This is a genomic window from Streptomyces sp. NPDC006733 (assembly GCF_040636125.1).
Classification (GTDB): domain Bacteria; phylum Actinomycetota; class Actinomycetes; order Streptomycetales; family Streptomycetaceae; genus Actinacidiphila.
Map to the genome: position 1 here is coordinate 164,235 of NZ_JBEYJD010000005.1, position 17,354 is coordinate 181,588.

Genomic DNA, 17,354 nt, shown 5'->3' on the forward strand with positions numbered 1-17,354 from the left:
TTGGAGAAGGCGAGCGGGCGAGCGGAGGGGACGGGGTCAGGCGGCGCCGATCTCGCCGTCGAGCAGGGCGAACAGCTCGTCGTCCGAGGCCTCGTCGACGGTCGTCGCCTCGTCCTCGGCGGCGGGCGCGGGCGCTGCCGCGTCGTGCCAGCGGGACATCAGCGCCTGGAGGCGCACGGTGACCTTGGAGCGGGTCAGCTTGTCCAACCCGTCGGTGTTCAGCAGCGGTTCGAGCTGCTCCAGGCTCGCGAGCAGCGCGTGCGCGGGGTCGTCGTCCGCCGGGGCGAGCGCCTGGAGCAGGTGGTCGGCCAGCTCCAGCGGCGTCGGGTAGTCGAAGACGAGGGTGGCGGGCAGCCGCACCCCGGTCTCGACGACGAGGCGGTTGCGGAACTCCACGGCCGTCAGCGAGTCGAAGCCGAAGTCCTTGAACGGCTTCTCCGCCTCGACCGGCTGGTCGGCGGCGAAGCCGAGGACGGCCGCGACCTGCTTGCGGACCACCCCCAGCACCAGCTGCGGCCGTTCACTCGCGGGCAGGGCCGCCAGCCGCGCGGTGAGGCCGCCGTCCGCGCCCCCCGAACCGCCGGCCGCCGCGGCGCGGCGGACCGGGCCGCGCACCAGCGACCGGAACATGCCGGGCACCTCGCCGCTCATGGCGCGGCCCAGGGCCCGGGTGTCCAGGCCGACGGGCACCAGGAGGGCCCGGCCCGCGGCGACCGCCGTGTCGAACAGCGCGAGGCCCTGCTCCTGGCCGAGGGCCAGGATCCCGCCGCGCGCCATCCGCTCGACGTCGGCCCCGGTCAGGGCCGAGCCCATGCCGCCGGTCGCCGGGTCCCACAGGCCCCAGGCGAGCGCGGTGCCGGGCAGGCCCGACGCCCGGCGCTGGGCGGCCAGGCCGTCCAGGTAGGTGTTGGCGGCCGCGTAGTTGCCCTGCCCGGCGCCGCCGAAGACCCCGGCGGCGGAGGAGAACAGGACGAACGCGTCCAGGTCGAGGTGTGCGGTCAGCTCGTGGAGGTGGTGGGCGGCGTCGGCCTTGGGGCCGAGGACCGTCGTAACGCGGGCGGGGGTCAGCTTGCCGATGACGCCGTCGTCCACGACGCCCGCGGTGTGCACGACCGCGCTGAGCCGGACACCCGCCAGCAGTGCGGCCAGGCTGTCGCGGTTCGCGACGTCGCAGGCCGTGACGGTCACCGAGGCTCCGGCCGCCTCCAGTTCGGCGGTCAGGGCGTCCGCGCCGGGCGCCTGTGGGCCGCGCCTGCTGACCAGCAGCAGGTTCCGCACGCCCTGGGCGGTGACCAGGTGCCGGGCGACGAGCGCGCCCAGACCGCCGGTGCCACCGGTGATCAGTACGGTGCCGTCGGAGCGCCAGGGGGCGTCCGCGGCCTCGTCCGTGGTCGCCCGGACGAGGCGGGGCGCCCACAGCACGCCCTCACGGAGGGCGAGTTCGGACTCGCCGGCGGCGAGGACGCCGTCCGGCACGGTGCCGCCCTCGAGGTCGCTGTCGCTGTCCAGCAGGACGACGCGGCCCGGGTTCTCGGCCTGGGCGGCCCGCACGAGACCGGTCACGGCCGCCTGCCCCAGATCCGTCACGCCCTCGCCGGGGGCCACCGCCGCCGCGCCGCGCGTCACGACGAGCAGCTGCCCGTCCGCGTTCTCCTCGTCGGCCAGCCACTCCTGCATCCCCGTCAGTACGGCGGCGACCGCGTCGGCCGCCGAGCGGCCGGCCGGTGCCGCCAGCACCGTCGGCGCGGGCCCGGCGTCCGCGGTCACGGCGGCGAGCCGCTTCCACTCGACGGTGAACAGCGCGTCGTCGGTCGTGTCCCGGGCGCCCAGCTGGGCCGCGGGGACCGGCCGCAGGGTGAGCGTGCCGATCGACGCGACCGCGCCGCCCTCGGCGTCCGCGACCCGCACCGAGACGCCGCCGGGCGTGGCGGCCGGGGCGAGCCGGACCCGCAGCGCCTTGGCGCCGGAGGCGTGCAGGGTGACGTCCGACCAGGCGAAGGGCAGCCACGTGGCGTCGGGATCCGCGTCGGCCGCACCGCCCATCAGGCCGGGGCCGCCCAGCGCGACCCCGTGCAGGGCGGCGTCCAGCAGGGCAGGGTGCAGCCCGAACAGCCCGGCCTGCGCCTCCTCGCCCTCGGGCAGCGCGACCTCGGCGAAGACCTCGTCGCCGAGCAGCCAGGCGGCCCGCAGGCCCTGGAAGGCGGGCCCGTACTGCAGGCCGCGGCCGGCCAGCTCGTCGTAGAGGTCGTCCACCGCGACCGGCTCGGCACCGGCCGGGGGCCACTGCGCCAGCTCGAACCCGGCGGCCGGAGCGTGCTCGGTGAGTGTCCCGTCGGCGTGCCGCGTCCAGGCGGTGCCCTCCGGCGCGCCTTCCGGCCGGGAGAAGACCGTCACGGCCCGCCGCTCCTCGCCGCCGTCCAGCCGCACCCGCACCTGGACGGCGCCGGTGGCGGGGACGACCAGCGGGGCGTGCAGCGTGAGTTCCTCCAGCGTGCCGCAGCCCGCCAGGTCTCCGGCGTGCACGGCGATCTCGACGAGCGCGGTGCCGGGGACGATCACGGTGCCGTTGACGGCGTGGTCGGCGAGCCACGGGTGGGTGGCGAGCGACAGCCGCCCGGTGAACAGCAGGCCGTCCGACTCGGGGATGCCCACGGCGGCGCCCAGCAGCGGGTGGCCCGCGGTGTCCTGGCCGAAGTCGGCGGCGTCGCCGCTCGGCAGGGCGTTGGACCGGAACCAGTAGCCGCGGTGCTGGAAGGCGTACGTCGGCAGGTCCACGAGCCCGGCGGCGGCCCGGCCCGCGAAGAACGCCCGCCAGTCCACGCCGATGCCCCGCAGGTGCAGCCGGGTGACGGCCTCCACCAGCGTCCGCGCCTCGTCGCGGTCCCGGCGCAGCGCCGGGACCAGCACGGACGCGGCCGGGTCCGGCACGCTCTCGGCGCCCATCGCGCTCAGTACGGCGTCCGGTCCCAGCTCCAGGAACGCGGTGACGCCGCGCTCCTGGAGCGTCGTGACGGCGTCGGCGAAGCGCACGGCCTCCCGGACGTGCCGGACCCAGTACGCCGGGTCGGCCAGCTCCTCGGCGGTGGCCGCCTTGCCGGTCAGGGTCGACACGATGGGGATGGCGGGCGCGTTGTAGGTGAGCCCGGCGGCGACGGTGCCGAACTCTTCGAGCATCGGCTCCAGGTGGACGGAGTGGAAGGCGTGGCTGACGGTCAGGCGCTTGGTCTTCCGGCCCAGGTCGTCGAAGTGCCGGACGACCTGCCCGACGGCGTCCTCGTCGCCCGAGACGACGAGGGACGTCGGCCCGTTGACGGCCGCGATGCCCACCCTCTCCGTCAGCTGTGGCAGTACTTCCGCCTCCGTGGCCTGGACCGCCGCCATCGCGCCGCCGGACGGCAGCGCCTGCATCAGCCGGCCGCGGGCCGCGACCAGCAGCGCGGCGTCCGCGAGCGACCAGACGCCCGCGACATGCGCGGCGGCCAGCTCGCCGATGGAGTGGCCCGCGAGCACCTGCGGCCGGATGCCCCAGGCGGCGACCTGCCGGAACAGCGCCACCTCCAGGGCGAAGAGCGCGGGCTGGGTGTAGCCGGTCGCGTCCAGGGTGCCGTCGTCCCCGAACAGCACGTCCTTGAGCGGACGGTCCAGGTGCGGGGCGAACGCCGCCGCGACCTCGTCGAGCGCCGCCGCGAACACCGGGAAGGCCGCGTACAGCTCCTTCCCCATGCCCGCCCGCTGGCTGCCCTGGCCGGTGAACAGGAAGCCGAGCTGCCCCGATCCGGGACCGTCGCGCAGGACGCCGGGGGCGCTCTCGCCGTCGGCCAGCGCCACCAGCGCGGTGAGCAGCCCTTCGCGGTCCCCGGCCACCACGCCCGCCCGGTACGGGAAGGCGGAGCGCGTGGTGGCGAGGGCCGAGCCGATGGTGGAGGGGTCGGTGGCCGCCGCTCCGTCGCGCAGGTGCTCGTGCAGCCGGCGGGCCTGGGCGGTCAGCGCCTCCGGGGTGCGGGCGGACAGCAGCCAGGGGACGGCGGGCAGTTCGGTGGCGGGGGAGCTCTCCGCGGTCTCCTCGGCCGGGACCTCCTCCACGATGACGTGCGCGTTCGTGCCGCTGATGCCGAAGGAGGAGACGCCCGCGCGGCGGGTCCGCTCCCCCGCCGGCCACGGCCGGGGCTCGGTCAGCAGCCGGACCGTCCCCGCCGACCAGTCGACGTGGCTGCTGGGCGCGTCCACGTGCAGGGTGCGCGGCAGTTCCTCATGGTGCAGGGCGAGCACCATCTTGATCAGCCCCGCGACGCCCGCCGCCCCCTGGGTGTGCCCCAGGTTGGACTTGACGGAGCCCAGCCACAGGGGCTGGTCCGCCGCCCGCTCCTGGCCGTAGGCGGCGATGAGCGCCTGCGCCTCGATGGGGTCGCCGAGCTTGGTGCCGGTGCCGTGCGCCTCGACGGCGTCGATCTGGTCGGCCGACAGCTTGGCGCTCGCCAGCGCCTGGCGGATGACGCGCTGCTGCGAGGGGCCGTTGGGCGCGGTGAGGCCGTTGCTGGCGCCGTCCTGGTTGACGGCGCTGCCGCGCACCACGGCCAGCACGCGGTGGCCGTTGCGCCGGGCGTCGCTCAGCTTCTCCAGCAGCAGGACGCCGACGCCCTCCGAGAGCCCGGTGCCGTCGGCGGCCTCCGCGAACGGCTTGCAGCGGCCGTCACCGGCCAGCCCGTCCGCCCGGCTGAACTCCAGGAACGTCCCCGCGGAGCCCATCACCGTCACCCCGCCGGCCAGCGCCAGCGTGCACTCCCCCGCCCGCAGCGCCTGGCCCGCGAGGTGCACGGCGACCAGGGCGGACGAGCAGGCGGTGTCGATGGTGACGGCCGGGCCCTCCAGGCCCAGCGCGTACGAGACGCGGCCGGACAGGACGCTGCCCGCGACACCGGTCATCATGTGGCCGGCGACCTCGGCGGGCATCTTCTGCAACCCGCGCAGGTAGTCGGAGCTGCTGACGCCCGTGAAGACCGCCGTCCGCGTGCCGGACAGCGCCACCGGGTCGATCCCGGCACGCTCCAGCGCCTCCCACGACGTCTCCAGCAGCACCCGCTGCTGGGGGTCCATCGCGAGCGCCTCGCGGGGGCTGATGCCGAAGAACTCGGCGTCGAACTCGGCGGCGTCGGCGAGGAAGCCGCCCTCGGGGGCGCCGTCGCCCGCGGCGCCGCCCTTCTCCCGTTCGCTGTCCTGGAACTGGGTGAGGTTCCAGCCGCGGTCGGTGGGGAACGGCGTCAGGCCGTCCTGCCCGGCCGCGAGCAGCTCCCACAGCTCCTCGGGCGAGGTGACCCCGCCCGGGAAGCGGCAGGCCATGCCGATGATCGCGATCGGCTCGCGTTCCTTGTCCTCCGCGTCCCGCAGCCGCCGGCGGGCGTCGTGCAGGTCAGCGGCGACCCGCTTGAGCGTGTCGACCAACTGCTTCTCGTCCGCCATCACTTCTCCGTAGGTTTGTCGGGACTTCCGGACGCCCTCAGGCAATGCCGAGTTCGTCCGTGATGAAGGCCAGGACCTCGTCGGTCGTGGCGTCCTGCAGTCGTTCGTTGACGTCCTCGCCGGTGTCGCCGCCCGCCCCGGCCCGCAGGTTCTTGAACCGGGAGAGGAGTTCCTCCAGGCGGGCGGTGACGGCGGCGTGGACGCTGTCGTCGAGGGACACCTCGGGCAGGTAGCCGTCGAGGCGGTCGAGTTCGGCGAGTACGGCGTCGGCCGGGTCGGTCTGCTCGGGGGCGAACTCGCCGTAGAGCAGCCGGGCCAGCGCCAGCGGGGTCGGGTGGTCGAAGACGGCGGTGGCCGGGAGCCGGACACCGGTCGCGGCGCCGAGCCGGTTGCGGAACTCCACGGCGGTCAGCGAGTCGAAGCCCAGCTCCTTGAAGGAGCGGGTGGCGCCGACCGCCGAGGTGCCGGCGAAGCCGAGCACCGCCGCCGCGTAGGACTGCACCAGGTCGAGCAGCACGGTCTCCCACTCGTCGGTGGGCAGCGCGGCGAGCCGCTTGCGCAGCGCGTCGCCCTGGGCGCCGTCCTCGGCCGCCGACGCGCCCTGCGCGGTGCGCCGGGACGGGCCGCGCACCAGGGAGCGCATCAGCGGCGCCACCGGTCCGTCACCGGCCTGCGAGCGCAGCCCGGCGGTGCTGAGGCCGATCGGGACGAGCGCGGGCTCGCTCCCGGCGACCCCGGCGTCGAACAGGGCCAGGCCCTGTTCGGGGCTGAGCGGCCGGATGCCGGAGCGGGCGAGCCGCGCCAAGTCGGTGCTCTCCAGGTGCCCGGTCATACCGCTCGGCTCCGCCCACAGGCCCCAGGCGAGGGAGACGCCGGGCAGCGCCGCCGCCCTGCGGTGGGCGGCGAGGGCGTCGAGGTAGGCGTTGGCCGCCGCGTAGTTGGCCTGGCCCGCGTTGCCGAAGACCCCGGCGGAGGACGAGAACAGCACGAACGCGTCCAGTTCGGTGCCGGCCGCGACCGTCAGCTCGTGCAGGTGCCGGGCCGCCTCCGCCTTGGGGGCGAGGACCGCGAACAGCTTCTCGGGGGTGAGCTTGCCGAGCGTGGCGTCGTCGAGCACCCCGGCCGCGTGGACGATCCCGCGCAGCGGGCGCTCCTGCGGAACGGCCGCGAGGAGCGCGGCGACCGCGTCCCGGTCGGCGACGTCGCAGGCGGCGACGGTGACGGTGGCGCCGGCCGCGGTCAGCTCCGCCGCCAGCTCGGCCGCGCCCGGAGCGTCCTGGCCCCGCCTGCTGGTGAGCAGCAGGTGCCGTACGCCGTGCTCGCCGACCAGGTGGCGGGCGACGAGCGCGCCCAGACCGCCGGTGCCGCCGGTGATCAGGACGGTGCCGTCGGACTGCCACGGCGCCACGGCGTCGGCCCGCGCCTCGGCCCGCACCAGCCGGGGCGCGAGGATCTTCCCGTCGCGCAGCGCGAACTCCGGCTCGCCGGTGGCGAGGGCCGCCGCGAGCAGGGTCCGGGAGGGGATGCCGGTGCCGATGTCCGCGAGGACGATCCTGCCGGGGCTCTCGGACTGCGCGGAGCGGACCAGGCCGTGGACGGCGGACTGCGCGAGGTCGGCGATGTCCTCGCCGGCCTCGGCGGCGACCGCGCCGCGGGTGACGACGACCAGCGTGGTGCCGTCGGTGCGCGGGTCCGCGAGCCACACCTGGAGGTCGCCGAGGGCCTGCATGACGGTGTCCTCGGTGCCGCTCTGCCAGTGCACGGGCGTCAGGACGGTGCCGATGGAGCCGTCCAGCTCGTCGGTGCTGAAGATCTCCGGCAGGCCGGGGAAGAGCGGGTCGTCGCCGAACACCGCCCAGTCCGCCGCCGGTTGCGGGGCGTCGCCCGGGGCCGTGACCGCGGTCCACTCGACGCGGAACAGCGCGTCGCGGAACGGGTCGGAGCCGGCCGCGCCGAGCTGGGCGAGCGCCTCCAGCGGGAGGCGGCGCAACAGCAGGGAGTCGACGGCGGCGACCGGCGCCCCGGTGGCGTCGGCGACGTTCAGGGTGACGGCGCCGGTGCCCTCGGCCGCGGCGATCCGCACCCGCAGGGCGGAGGCGCCGACGCTGTGCAGCGCCACTCCGGACCAGGCGAAGGGCAGCCACGGCCCCTCGCCCTCCCCGGTGTCCAGGCCGCTCATGATTCCGGGGGCGCCCAGCGCGATGGCGTGCAGGGCGGCGTCCAGCAGCGCCGGGTGCAGGGCGTAGTCGGCAGCGGCGGAGACCGCCTCGGTGGGCAGCTCGACCTCGGCGAACAGCTCGCCGTCGCGCCGCCAGGCGGCGCGCAGCCCGCGGAAGACCGGCCCGTAGTCCAGGCCGACGGCGCCCAGGTCCGCGTACAGGCTCTCCGTCGTCAGCGCCTCGGCGCCGGACGGCGGCCACTGGGTGAGGTCGGGGCCGGGCGCCGGGGTGTCCGACGTCAGCAGACCGCTCGCGTGCCGCGTCCACGGGGTGTCCTCGCCGCCGTCCTCGGACCGCGAGAAGACGGCCACCGGGCGGTGCCCGTCGGCGGCCGGCTCGTCGACCAGGACGCGCAGCTGCGTCTCGCCGCGCTCCGGCAGGACGAGCGGCGCCTCCAGCGTCAGCTCGGCCAGCGTGCCGCAGTCGGCCTCGTCACCGGCCCGCACGGCGAGCTCCAGCAGCGCCGTTCCGGGGACGAAGACGACGCCGCCGACCGCGTGGTCGCCCAGCCACGGCTGGGACTTGAGGGAGAGCCGGCCGGTGAGCAGGTAGCCGTCACGGTCGGGCAGCGCCACGGCCGCGCCGAGCAGCGGGTGCCCGGCGGGCGTCTGGCCGAGCCCGGCCGGGTCCACGGACCCGGAGACGGCCTCCAGCCAGTAGCGCTCGCCCTGGAAGGCGTACGTCGGCAGCTCGGTGCGCTCCAGCGTGCGGCCCGCGAAGACCGCCGACCAGTCGGGGCGGGTGCCGTGCGCGACCAGCCGCCCCAGCGACGTCAGGACGCGGGAGGCGCCGCCGTCGTCGCGGCGCAGCGTGCCGGTGACGACGACGTCGTCCGCTCCTGCGGCGGCCACGGTGTCCTGCACGCCGACGGTGAGCACCGGGTGCGGGCTGCACTCGACGAACACCGTGTGACCGGTGAGGGCCAGCGCCCGCACGGCCGGCTCGAACTTCACGGTGTGGCGCAGGTTGCGGTGCCAGTACGTGGCGTCCATCTCGCTGCCGTCGATCAGCCGGTCCTCCAGCGTGGAGTACAGCGGGACGCGTCCCGCCCGCGGCCGGACGGGGGCGAGCACGTCCTCCAGCTCCTCGCGCAGCGACTCCACGTGCGAGGAGTGCGAGGCGTAGTCCACGTCGATGCGGCGGGCCCGGATGGTGCGCCGCTCGCAGGTGGCGAGGAGTTCGTCGAGCGCGCCTGGGTCGCCGGACACGACGGTGGACGACGGCCCGTTGTTCGCGGCCACCGAGATCTGGCCGGGCCAGGCGGCCAGCAGCTCCTCGACCTCGGCGGCGGGCAGCGGCAGGGAGACCATGCCGCCGGTGCCGGCGAGGCCGACGAGCGCGAGGCTGCGCAGGGTGACGACGCGGGCGGCGTCCTGGAGGGTGAGCGCCCCCGCGACGCACGCGGCGGCGATCTCGCCCTGCGAGTGGCCCACGACGGCCGACGGCCGGACGCCGAGCGACTCCCAGAGGGCGGCGAGCGAGACCATGACCGCCCACAGGGCGGGCTGGACCACGTCGACGCGCTCCAGGGACGCGGCGCCCTCGACGCCGCGCAGCACGTCCAGCAGCGACCAGTCGGTGAACTCGTCGGCCGCCGCCGCGCACGCCTCCAGGCGCGCCCGGAACACCGGTGAGGTCTCCAGGAGTTCGGCGGCCATGCCGATCCACTGCGAGCCCTGGCCGGGGAAGACGAAGACCGTCTTGCCCGGGGTGCCCGCCAGGCCCTCCTCGACGCCTGCGGCGGGAACGCCGTCGGCGATGTCCTTCAGCGCCTGGACCAGCGCGGGCCCGTCCGCCCCGACGAGCACCGCGCGGTGCTCGAACGGCGTGCGGGTGGTGGCCAGCGCGTGCCCGATGCTGCCCAGCGCGGTGGCGCCGAGGGCGGAGGGGTTCGCCAGGTGCGCGTGCAGCTTGCGGGCCTGAGCCCGCAGCGCGATCTCGCTGCGGCCGGTGAGCAGCCACGGGACGGGGGTGGTGTCGGTGGCGGTGAAGGGGGCCGGGGTGTCCTCTTCCGAACCGGTGGCGGCCGGCTCGACCGCCGGCGCCTCCTCCAGGATGACGTGCGCGTTGGTCCCGCTGAAGCCGAAGGCGGAGACGCCCGCCCGGCGGGCGCCGGACCCGCCGCGCGGCCACGGCCGCGCCTCGGTGAGCAGTTCCACGTTCCCCGCCGACCAGTCGATGTGCGGGCTGGGCTCCCCGACGTGCAGCGTCGCCGGCAGCTCCTCGTGGCCGAGCGCGGTGACCATCTTGATGACGCCCGCGATGCCCGCCGCCGCCTGCGTGTGGCCGAGGTTGGACTTCACCGAGCCCAGCCACAGCGGCTGGTCGGCGGGCCGGTCCTGGCCGTAGGTGGCGATGAGCGCCTGCGCCTCGATCGGGTCGCCGAGCCGGGTGCCGGTGCCGTGCGCCTCGACGGCGTCGATGTCGGCGGCGGCCAGCCCGGCGGAGGCGAGCGCTTGGCGGATGACGCGCTGCTGGGAGGGGCCGTTGGGGGCGGTGAGCCCGTTGCTGGCGCCGTCCTGGTTGAGGGCGCTCGCGCGGACCACGGCGAGGATGTCGTGCCCGTTGCGCCGGGCGTCCGAGAGCCGCTCGACGAGGATCATGCCGACGCCCTCGGCCCAGCCGGTGCCGTCCGCCGTGGACGCGAACGCCTTGCAGCGGCCGTCGGCGGCCAGCCCCCGCTGGCGGCTGAAGTCCACGAACGTGTCGGGCGTGGCCATCACGGTGACGCCGCCGGCCAGCGCGAGCGTGCACTCGCCGCGCTGCAGGGCCTGGATCGCCAGGTGCAGGGCGACCAGGGACGAGGAGCAGGCCGTGTCGACCGTGATCGCCGGACCCTCGAGCCCCAGCACGTACGAGACGCGCCCGGACAGCACCCCGGCGGACGTCCCCGTCCCCAAGAAGCCGTCGACGCCCTCGGGCAGTTCGCCCAGCCGGGTGCCGTAGTCGTGGTAGATCACCCCGGCGAAGACACCGGTCGAGCTGCCGCGCAGCGTGGCCGGGTCGATCCCGGCCCGCTCCAGCGCCTCCCACGACGTCTCCAGCAGCAGCCGCTGCTGCGGGTCCATGGCGAGCGCCTCGCGCGGGCTGATGCCGAAGAAGGGGGCGTCGAAGTCGGTGGCGTCGTACAGGAAGGCGCCCTGGTCGGTGTACGTGGTGCCGGGCCGCTCGCCCGTCGGGTCGTACAGCGACTCGACGTCCCAGCCGCGGTCGTCGGGCAGCCCGGCCATCGCGTCGGTGCGGGTGGCGAGCAGCCGCCACAGGTCCTCCGGGGAGCGCACCCCGCCGGGGAACCGGCAGCCCATGCCGACGATCGCGATCGGCTCGTCACCGGAGATCGACGTGGCGGCCACCGGGCCCGCACCGTCGGCGGCCCCGTCGGAGACGAGATCGCCGACCAGCTCGGTGCGCAGGAACGCGGCGAGCACGTCCGGCGCCGGGTAGTCGAAGACGAGCGTGGCGGGCAGCCGCAGACCGGCCGCGGAGCCGAGCCGGTTGCGGAACTCCACCCCGGTCAGCGAGTCGAACCCGAGGTCCTTGAACGCCCGCGACGGGTCGATGGCCTCGGCCCCGGAGTGGCCGAGCACGGCCGCGACGTTGCTCCGCACCAGGTCGAGCAGGAACTCCTCCTGCTGCGCGAGGGTCATCGCGGCCAGCCGCGGCCCCAGCTCCAGCGCGCCCCCGGAGGTCGCGGCACGGGCGGCACGGCGGGCCGGAGCCCGCACCAGCGCCCGCAGCAGCGGCGGCACCTCGTCGGGCGCGGCCGTCGCCGGCAGCTCCAGGTGCATCGGGACGAAGGCGGGCGCGGCGAGGCCGACGGCCGTGTCGTACAGGGCCAGCCCCTCGGCGCTGCTGAGCGCCGCCGCACCGGAGCGCGCCAGCCGCTCGCGGTCGGCCGCCTCCAGGACGTCGGCCATGCCGCCGCCCTCGGACGCCCAGGCGCCCCAGCCCAGCGACAGCGCGGGCAGACCCGCGCCGCGCCGGTGCGCGGCGAGCGCGTCCAGGTAGGCGTTGGCGGCGGCGTAGTTGGCCTGGCCCGGGTTGCCGAACGTGCCGGCCGCCGAGGAGAACAGCACGAACGCGGCCAGGTCCAGGCCCCGGGTCAGCTCGTGCAGGTGGCGGGCGGCGTCGGCCTTCGGGCCGAAGACACGGTCGACGCGCTCGGGGGTGAGTGAGGCGAGGATGCCGTCGTCGAGCACGCCGGCGGCGTGCAGCACAGCGGTCAGGGGGTGCTCCGCCGGTATCGCGGCGAGCGTGGCGGCCAGCGCGACGCGGTCGGCGGCGTCGCAGGCCGCGAACGTGACGGTGGCGCCCGCCGCCGTGAGTTCGGCGGCGAGTTCGGCCGCCCCCGGCGCCTCGATGCCGCGCCGGCTGGTGAGCAGCAGGTGGCGCACGCCGTACTCGCTCACCAGGTGGCGGGCGAGCAGGCCGCCGAGGGCCCCGGTGGCGCCGGTGATCAGCACCGTGCCCTCGGGGGCGAGCGGCGCGGGGATCGTCAGCACGAGCTTGCCGGTGTGCCGGGCCTGCCCGATGTGGCGGAACGCCTCCGGCGCCTGCCGGACGTCCCATGCGGTGACGGGCAGGGGCCGCAGGGCGCCGCTGTTGAAGAGCTCCAGCAGGGCGGCGTACATCTCCTGGATCCGCTCGGGGCCCGCGTCCATGACGTCGAACGCCCGGTACGCGACGCCCGGGTGGTCGGCGGCGACCGTGTCCGCGTCCCGGATATCCGTCTTGCCCATCTCCACGAACCGCCCGCCGCGCGGCAGCAGCCGCAGCGAGGCGTCCACGAACTCGCGGGCGAGGGAGTCCAGGACCACGTCCATGCCGCGCCCGCCGGTCGCGTCGAGGAAGTCCTGCTCGAAGTCCAGGGTGCGGGAGGACGCGATCCGGTCGTCGGTCAGGCCGAGGCCGCGCAGCGTCCCCCACTTGCCGGTGCTCGCCGTGCCGTACACCTCGGCGCCCAGGTGGGCGGCGAGCTGAACGGCGGCGATCCCGACGCCGCCCGCGGCGGCGTGGATGAGGATCCGCTCGCCGGACCGCAGCCCGGCCAGGTCGTTGAGCGCGTAGTACGCCGTCAGGTAGACCACCGGGGCGGCGGCCGCCTCGGCGAACGTCCAGCCGATCGGCATGGGCGCGACGAGGCGGTGGTCGACGACCGCGAGCGGCCCGAACGCACCGGAGAACAGCCCCATCACCCGGTCCCCGGGCGCGAGATGGGTGACGCCGGGGCCGGTCTCCACGACCACCCCGGCCGCCTCGAGGCCGAGCCGGCCCGCGTCGCCCGGGTACATGCCGAGCACGTTCATCACGTCACGGAAGTTCAGCCCCGCGGCGCGGAGGGCGACCCGGATCTGGCCCTCGGCGAGCGGCTCGGCCGCCTCGGGGAAGTCGGCGACGTAGATGCTGTCGAGCGTGCCGCTCTCGGTGAAGTCCAGCCGCCAGGGGGCCGTTCCGGTGCCAGTGGATGAGGTGGGGGCCGGGGTGGAGGCCGGGGTGGGGGCCGGGGTGGGGGCGGGAATCGTCAGGCTGTCGGCGGGCGTGCTGCGGAGCAGGCGCGCGGTGTGCGCCTGGCCGCCGCGCAGCGCCAGCTGCGGCTCGTCGGCGGCGACGGCGGCGGCCACGGCCGGGGCGAGAGCCGCGGCCGAGGCCGGGGTGCCGTCGATGTCCACGAGGACGACCCGGTCCGGGTACTCGGACTGCGCGGAACGCGCCAGGCCCCACACCGCGGCCGCGCCCGGGTCGGCGACGGCGTCGCCGGGGGCGGCCGCCAGGGCGCCGCTGGTGACGAGCACCAACCGGGCGCCGGGCGGCTGATCGGCGTCCAGCCACTGCTGGAGGAGCGCCAGGGCGGCGTGGACGGTGCCGGCGGTGGACGGGGAGTGGTGGGTGGTGAACTGGGCGAGGGTGAACTCCGCCGCGTCGCCCGCCAGGGTCGCACCCGCTGCGGTGAGCGCGTCGGCCAGGCCGAACGTGTCGTCGCCGAGCAGGGTCCAACGGTCGCCGGTGGACGCTTCGACGGCGGTCTGCAGCGGGGCCCAGTCGAGCCGGAACAGCGACTCGTGGTGGCCGGGGCCACCGGCGTTCGCCGCCAGTTGGTCCACCGCGAGGGCGCGCAGCACGAGCGAGCCCACCGACGCCACCGGGAGGCCGGCGGCGTCGGCCAGCTGCAGCGCCACACCGCCGCCGGAGGCCGCGGGCGAGACCCTGATCCGCAGGGAGGTCGCACCGGCCGCGTACAGGGCGACGTCCGACCAGGCGAAGGGCAGCTGCGGGACGCTGCCGTCCTCGACGAAGTCGCCGAGGCTGATCGCGTGCAGGGTCGCGTCCAGCAGGGCGGGGTGCAGTCCGAACGAGTCGGTGTCCGGGGCGTCCTCGGGCAGCGACACCTCGGCGAAGACGTCGTCCCCGTGCCGCCAGGCGGCCCGCAGGCCCTGGAAGAGCGGCCCGTACTCCAGGCCCGACGAGGCCAGGTCGTCGTAGAGAGCCGTCGTGTCGAGCGCGCTCGCCCCGGCCGGGGGCCACTGCGCGAGGTCGAAGGCGGGGTCGGGAGCCAGGACCGAGGCGGTGAGGAGGCCGTCGGCGTGGCAGGTCCAGGGGGCGTCGTCGGGCGCGTCCTCGGGCCGCGAGAAGACGGTGACGGGCCGCAGCCCGCCCGCGTCGGCCTCTCCCGCCTGCACGCGCAGCTGGACGGCGCCCTGCTCGCCCAGCACCAGCGGCGCCTGGAGCGTCAGCTCCTCGACGGTGCCGCACCCGACCTCGTCGCCCGCTCGCACGGCGATCTCGACGAGCGCGGCGCCGGGGACGATCACGGTGCCGGAGACGGCGTGGTCCGCCAGCCACGGGTGGGTGGAGAGCGAGAGCCGCCCGGTGAACAGCACGCTGTCGGTGTCCGGGAGGGTGATCGCCCCGCTGAGGAACGGGTGCCCGCCGGAGCGCAGCCCCAGGCCGGTCGCGTCACCGGTCGACGCCACCGTGCGCGGCCAGTACTGCCGGTGCTCGAAGGCGTAGGTGGGGAGGTCGACGGGGGTGTGTCCGGTGCCGAAGAGGGCGGGCCAGGTGACGGTTCCGCCGGAGGCGTGGATGCGGGTGAGGGCTTCGGTGAGGAGCTGGGGTTCGTCGTGGTCCCGGCGCAGGGTCGGGATGAGGGTGGCGGTGCCGTTGGCGGAATCCGCGGTGGAGTCGGCAGCCATGGCGGTCAGGACCGCGTCCGGGCCGAGCTCGATGAACCTCGTGACGCCCTGGTCCTGGAGGGTGGTGACGGCGTCGGCGAAGCGGACAGCTTCGCGGACGTGCCGGACCCAGTAGGCGGGGTCGGTGAGTTCCTCGGCGGTGGCGGCCTGGCCGGTGAGGGTCGAGACGATGGGAATGGTGGGCGCGCTGTAGGTGAGGCTCGCGGCGATGGTGCCGAACTCTTCGAGCATCGGTTCCATGTGCAGGGAGTGGAAGGCGTGGCTGACGGTGAGGCGCTTGGTCTTCCGTCCGAGGGTGTTGAAGTGAGCGAGGACGGTGGCGACGGCGTCTTCGTCGCCGGAGACGACGACGGAGGTCGGTCCGTTGACGGCCGCGATGCCGACACGGTCGGAGAGTTGCGGCAGGACTTCCGCCTCGGTGGCCTGGATCGCCGCCATGGCTCCGCCGGTGGGGAGCTGCTGCATGAGCCGCCCACGGGCGGCCACCAGCCGTGCCGCGTCATCCAGCGACCAGACGCCCGCCACGTGCGCGGCGGCCAGCTCGCCGATGGAGTGACCGGCCAGCACCTGCGGCCGAACCCCGAACGACTCCAGGAGCCGGAACAGCGCCACTTCCAGGGCGAACAGCGCGGGCTGGGTGAAGCCCGTCTCGTTCAGCCGGCTGCCGTCCTCGTCGAACAGCACCTCCTTGAGCGGCACTTCGAGGTGCACGTCAAGCGCCGCCACGACGGCGTCCAGCGCCTGCGCGAACACCGGGAACGCGGCGTACAGCTCGCGCCCCATCCCGGCCCGCTGGCTGCCCTGCCCGGTGAACAGGAACGCCGTCCGGCCCGCGTGGGCCGCGCCCTGTACGAGGCCGGGGGCGTTGCCGCCCTCGGCCAGCGCCGACAGTCCGGCGATCAGACCGTCGCGGTCGGCGGCCACGACGCCCGCGCGGTGGGAGAACGCGGCACGGGTGGTGGCCAGGGAGTAGCCGACGGCGGCGGGGTCGAGAGCGCGTCCGGCGTCGGCGAGCAGGTGGTCCCGCAGGCGGGCGGCCTGAGCCTGGACGGCGTCCGGCGTCTTTCCGGACAGCACCCACGGCACCACCGGCAGGGCGATGGGCGCAACTTCGTCCGCCGCCGCCTCGGCCGGGGCTTCCTCCACGATGACGTGGGCGTTCGTCCCGCTGATCCCGAAGGACGAGATGCCCGCACGGCGGGTGCGCTCGCCTGCCGGCCACGGCTGTGCCTCCGTGAGCAGGGTGACGTCACCGGCCGACCAGTCGACGTGCGAGCTGGGGGCGTCGACGCCCAGCGTGCGCGGCAGCTCCTCGTGCCGCATCGCGAGCACCATCTTGATGATCCCGGCGACACCGGCAGCGGCCTGCGTGTGACCGAGGTTGGACTTCACGGAGCCGAGCCACAGCGGACGGCCTTCCGGGCGGTCCTGGCCGTAGGTGGCGATGAGCGCCTGTGCCTCGATCGGGTCGCCGAGCTTGGTGCCGGTGCCGTGCGCCTCGACGGCGTCGACCTGGTCGGCGGACAGCCGCGCCCCGGCCAGCGCCTGGCGGATCACACGCTGCTGCGAAGGGCCGTTGGGCGCGGTGAGGCCGTTGCTCGCGCCGTCCTGGTTGATCGCGCTGCCCCGGACCACCGCGAGCACGCGGTGGCCGTTGCGCTTGGCGTCGCTGAGCTTCTCCAGGAGCAGCATGCCGACGCCTTCGCCCCAGCCCGTGCCGTCCGCGGCCTCGGCGAACGGCTTGCAGCGGCCGTCGGGGGCCAGCCCGCGCTGGCGGCTGAAGTCGACAAAGGTGTCAGGGGTTGCCATGACCGTCACCCCGCCCGCGAGGGCGAGCGAGCACTCACCCGAGCGCAGCGCCTGAGCCGCCAGGTGCACCGTGACCAGGGACGATGAGCAAGCCGTGTCGACCGTGACGGCCGGGCCCTCCAGGCCGAAGGCGTAGGAGACGCGGCCGGAGGCGAGACTGCCGCCGACGCCCAGGAAGCCTTCGACGGCATCGGCGGCGTGCTCCAGCACGTCGCTGTAGTCGCCGTACATCACCCCGGCGAAGACGCCGGTCGCCGAGCCGCGCACGGACGCCGGGTCGATGCCCGCGCGCTCGAACGCCTCCCACGACGACTCCAGCAGCAGCCGGTGCTGCGGGTCCATGGCCACGGCCTCGCGCGGGCTGATGCCGAAGAACGCGGGGTCGAAGTCGGCGGCGCGGTCCAGGAATCCGCCGTGGCGGGAGTACGTCTTGCCGGGGGCCTCCGGGTCCGGGTCGTAGATCCCCTCCACGTCCCAGCCACGGTCCAGCGGGAACGACGAGACCCCGTCGCCGCCGGCCGCGAGCAGCGCCCACAGCTCCTCGGGCGAGGTGACCCCGCCCGGGTACCGGCAGGCCATGCCCACGATCGCGATCGGCTCGTGGCCCGCGCCGGAGAGCTGGCGGTTCTGCTCGCGCAGCCGCTCCGTCTCCTTCAGCGACGCGCGCAGAGCCTCAACG

Annotated in this window: 1 protein-coding gene and 1 pseudogene; both read right to left on the minus strand. The window is 75.7% G+C overall.

The genetic code is table 11. The features are described 5' to 3' along the window. Positions 1-36: 36 nt before the first annotated feature. Positions 37-5,457 (minus strand): type I polyketide synthase, encoded by a 5,421-nt coding sequence (locus ABZ721_RS07175; RefSeq protein WP_358787582.1) that lies wholly within the window; start codon positions 5,455-5,457, stop codon positions 37-39. 37 nt (positions 5,458-5,494) lie between these two features. Beyond that, positions 5,495-17,347 (minus strand): annotated as a pseudogene (locus ABZ721_RS07180) (SDR family NAD(P)-dependent oxidoreductase); the annotation flags it as partial. Between the last annotated feature and the right edge of the window lie 7 nt (positions 17,348-17,354).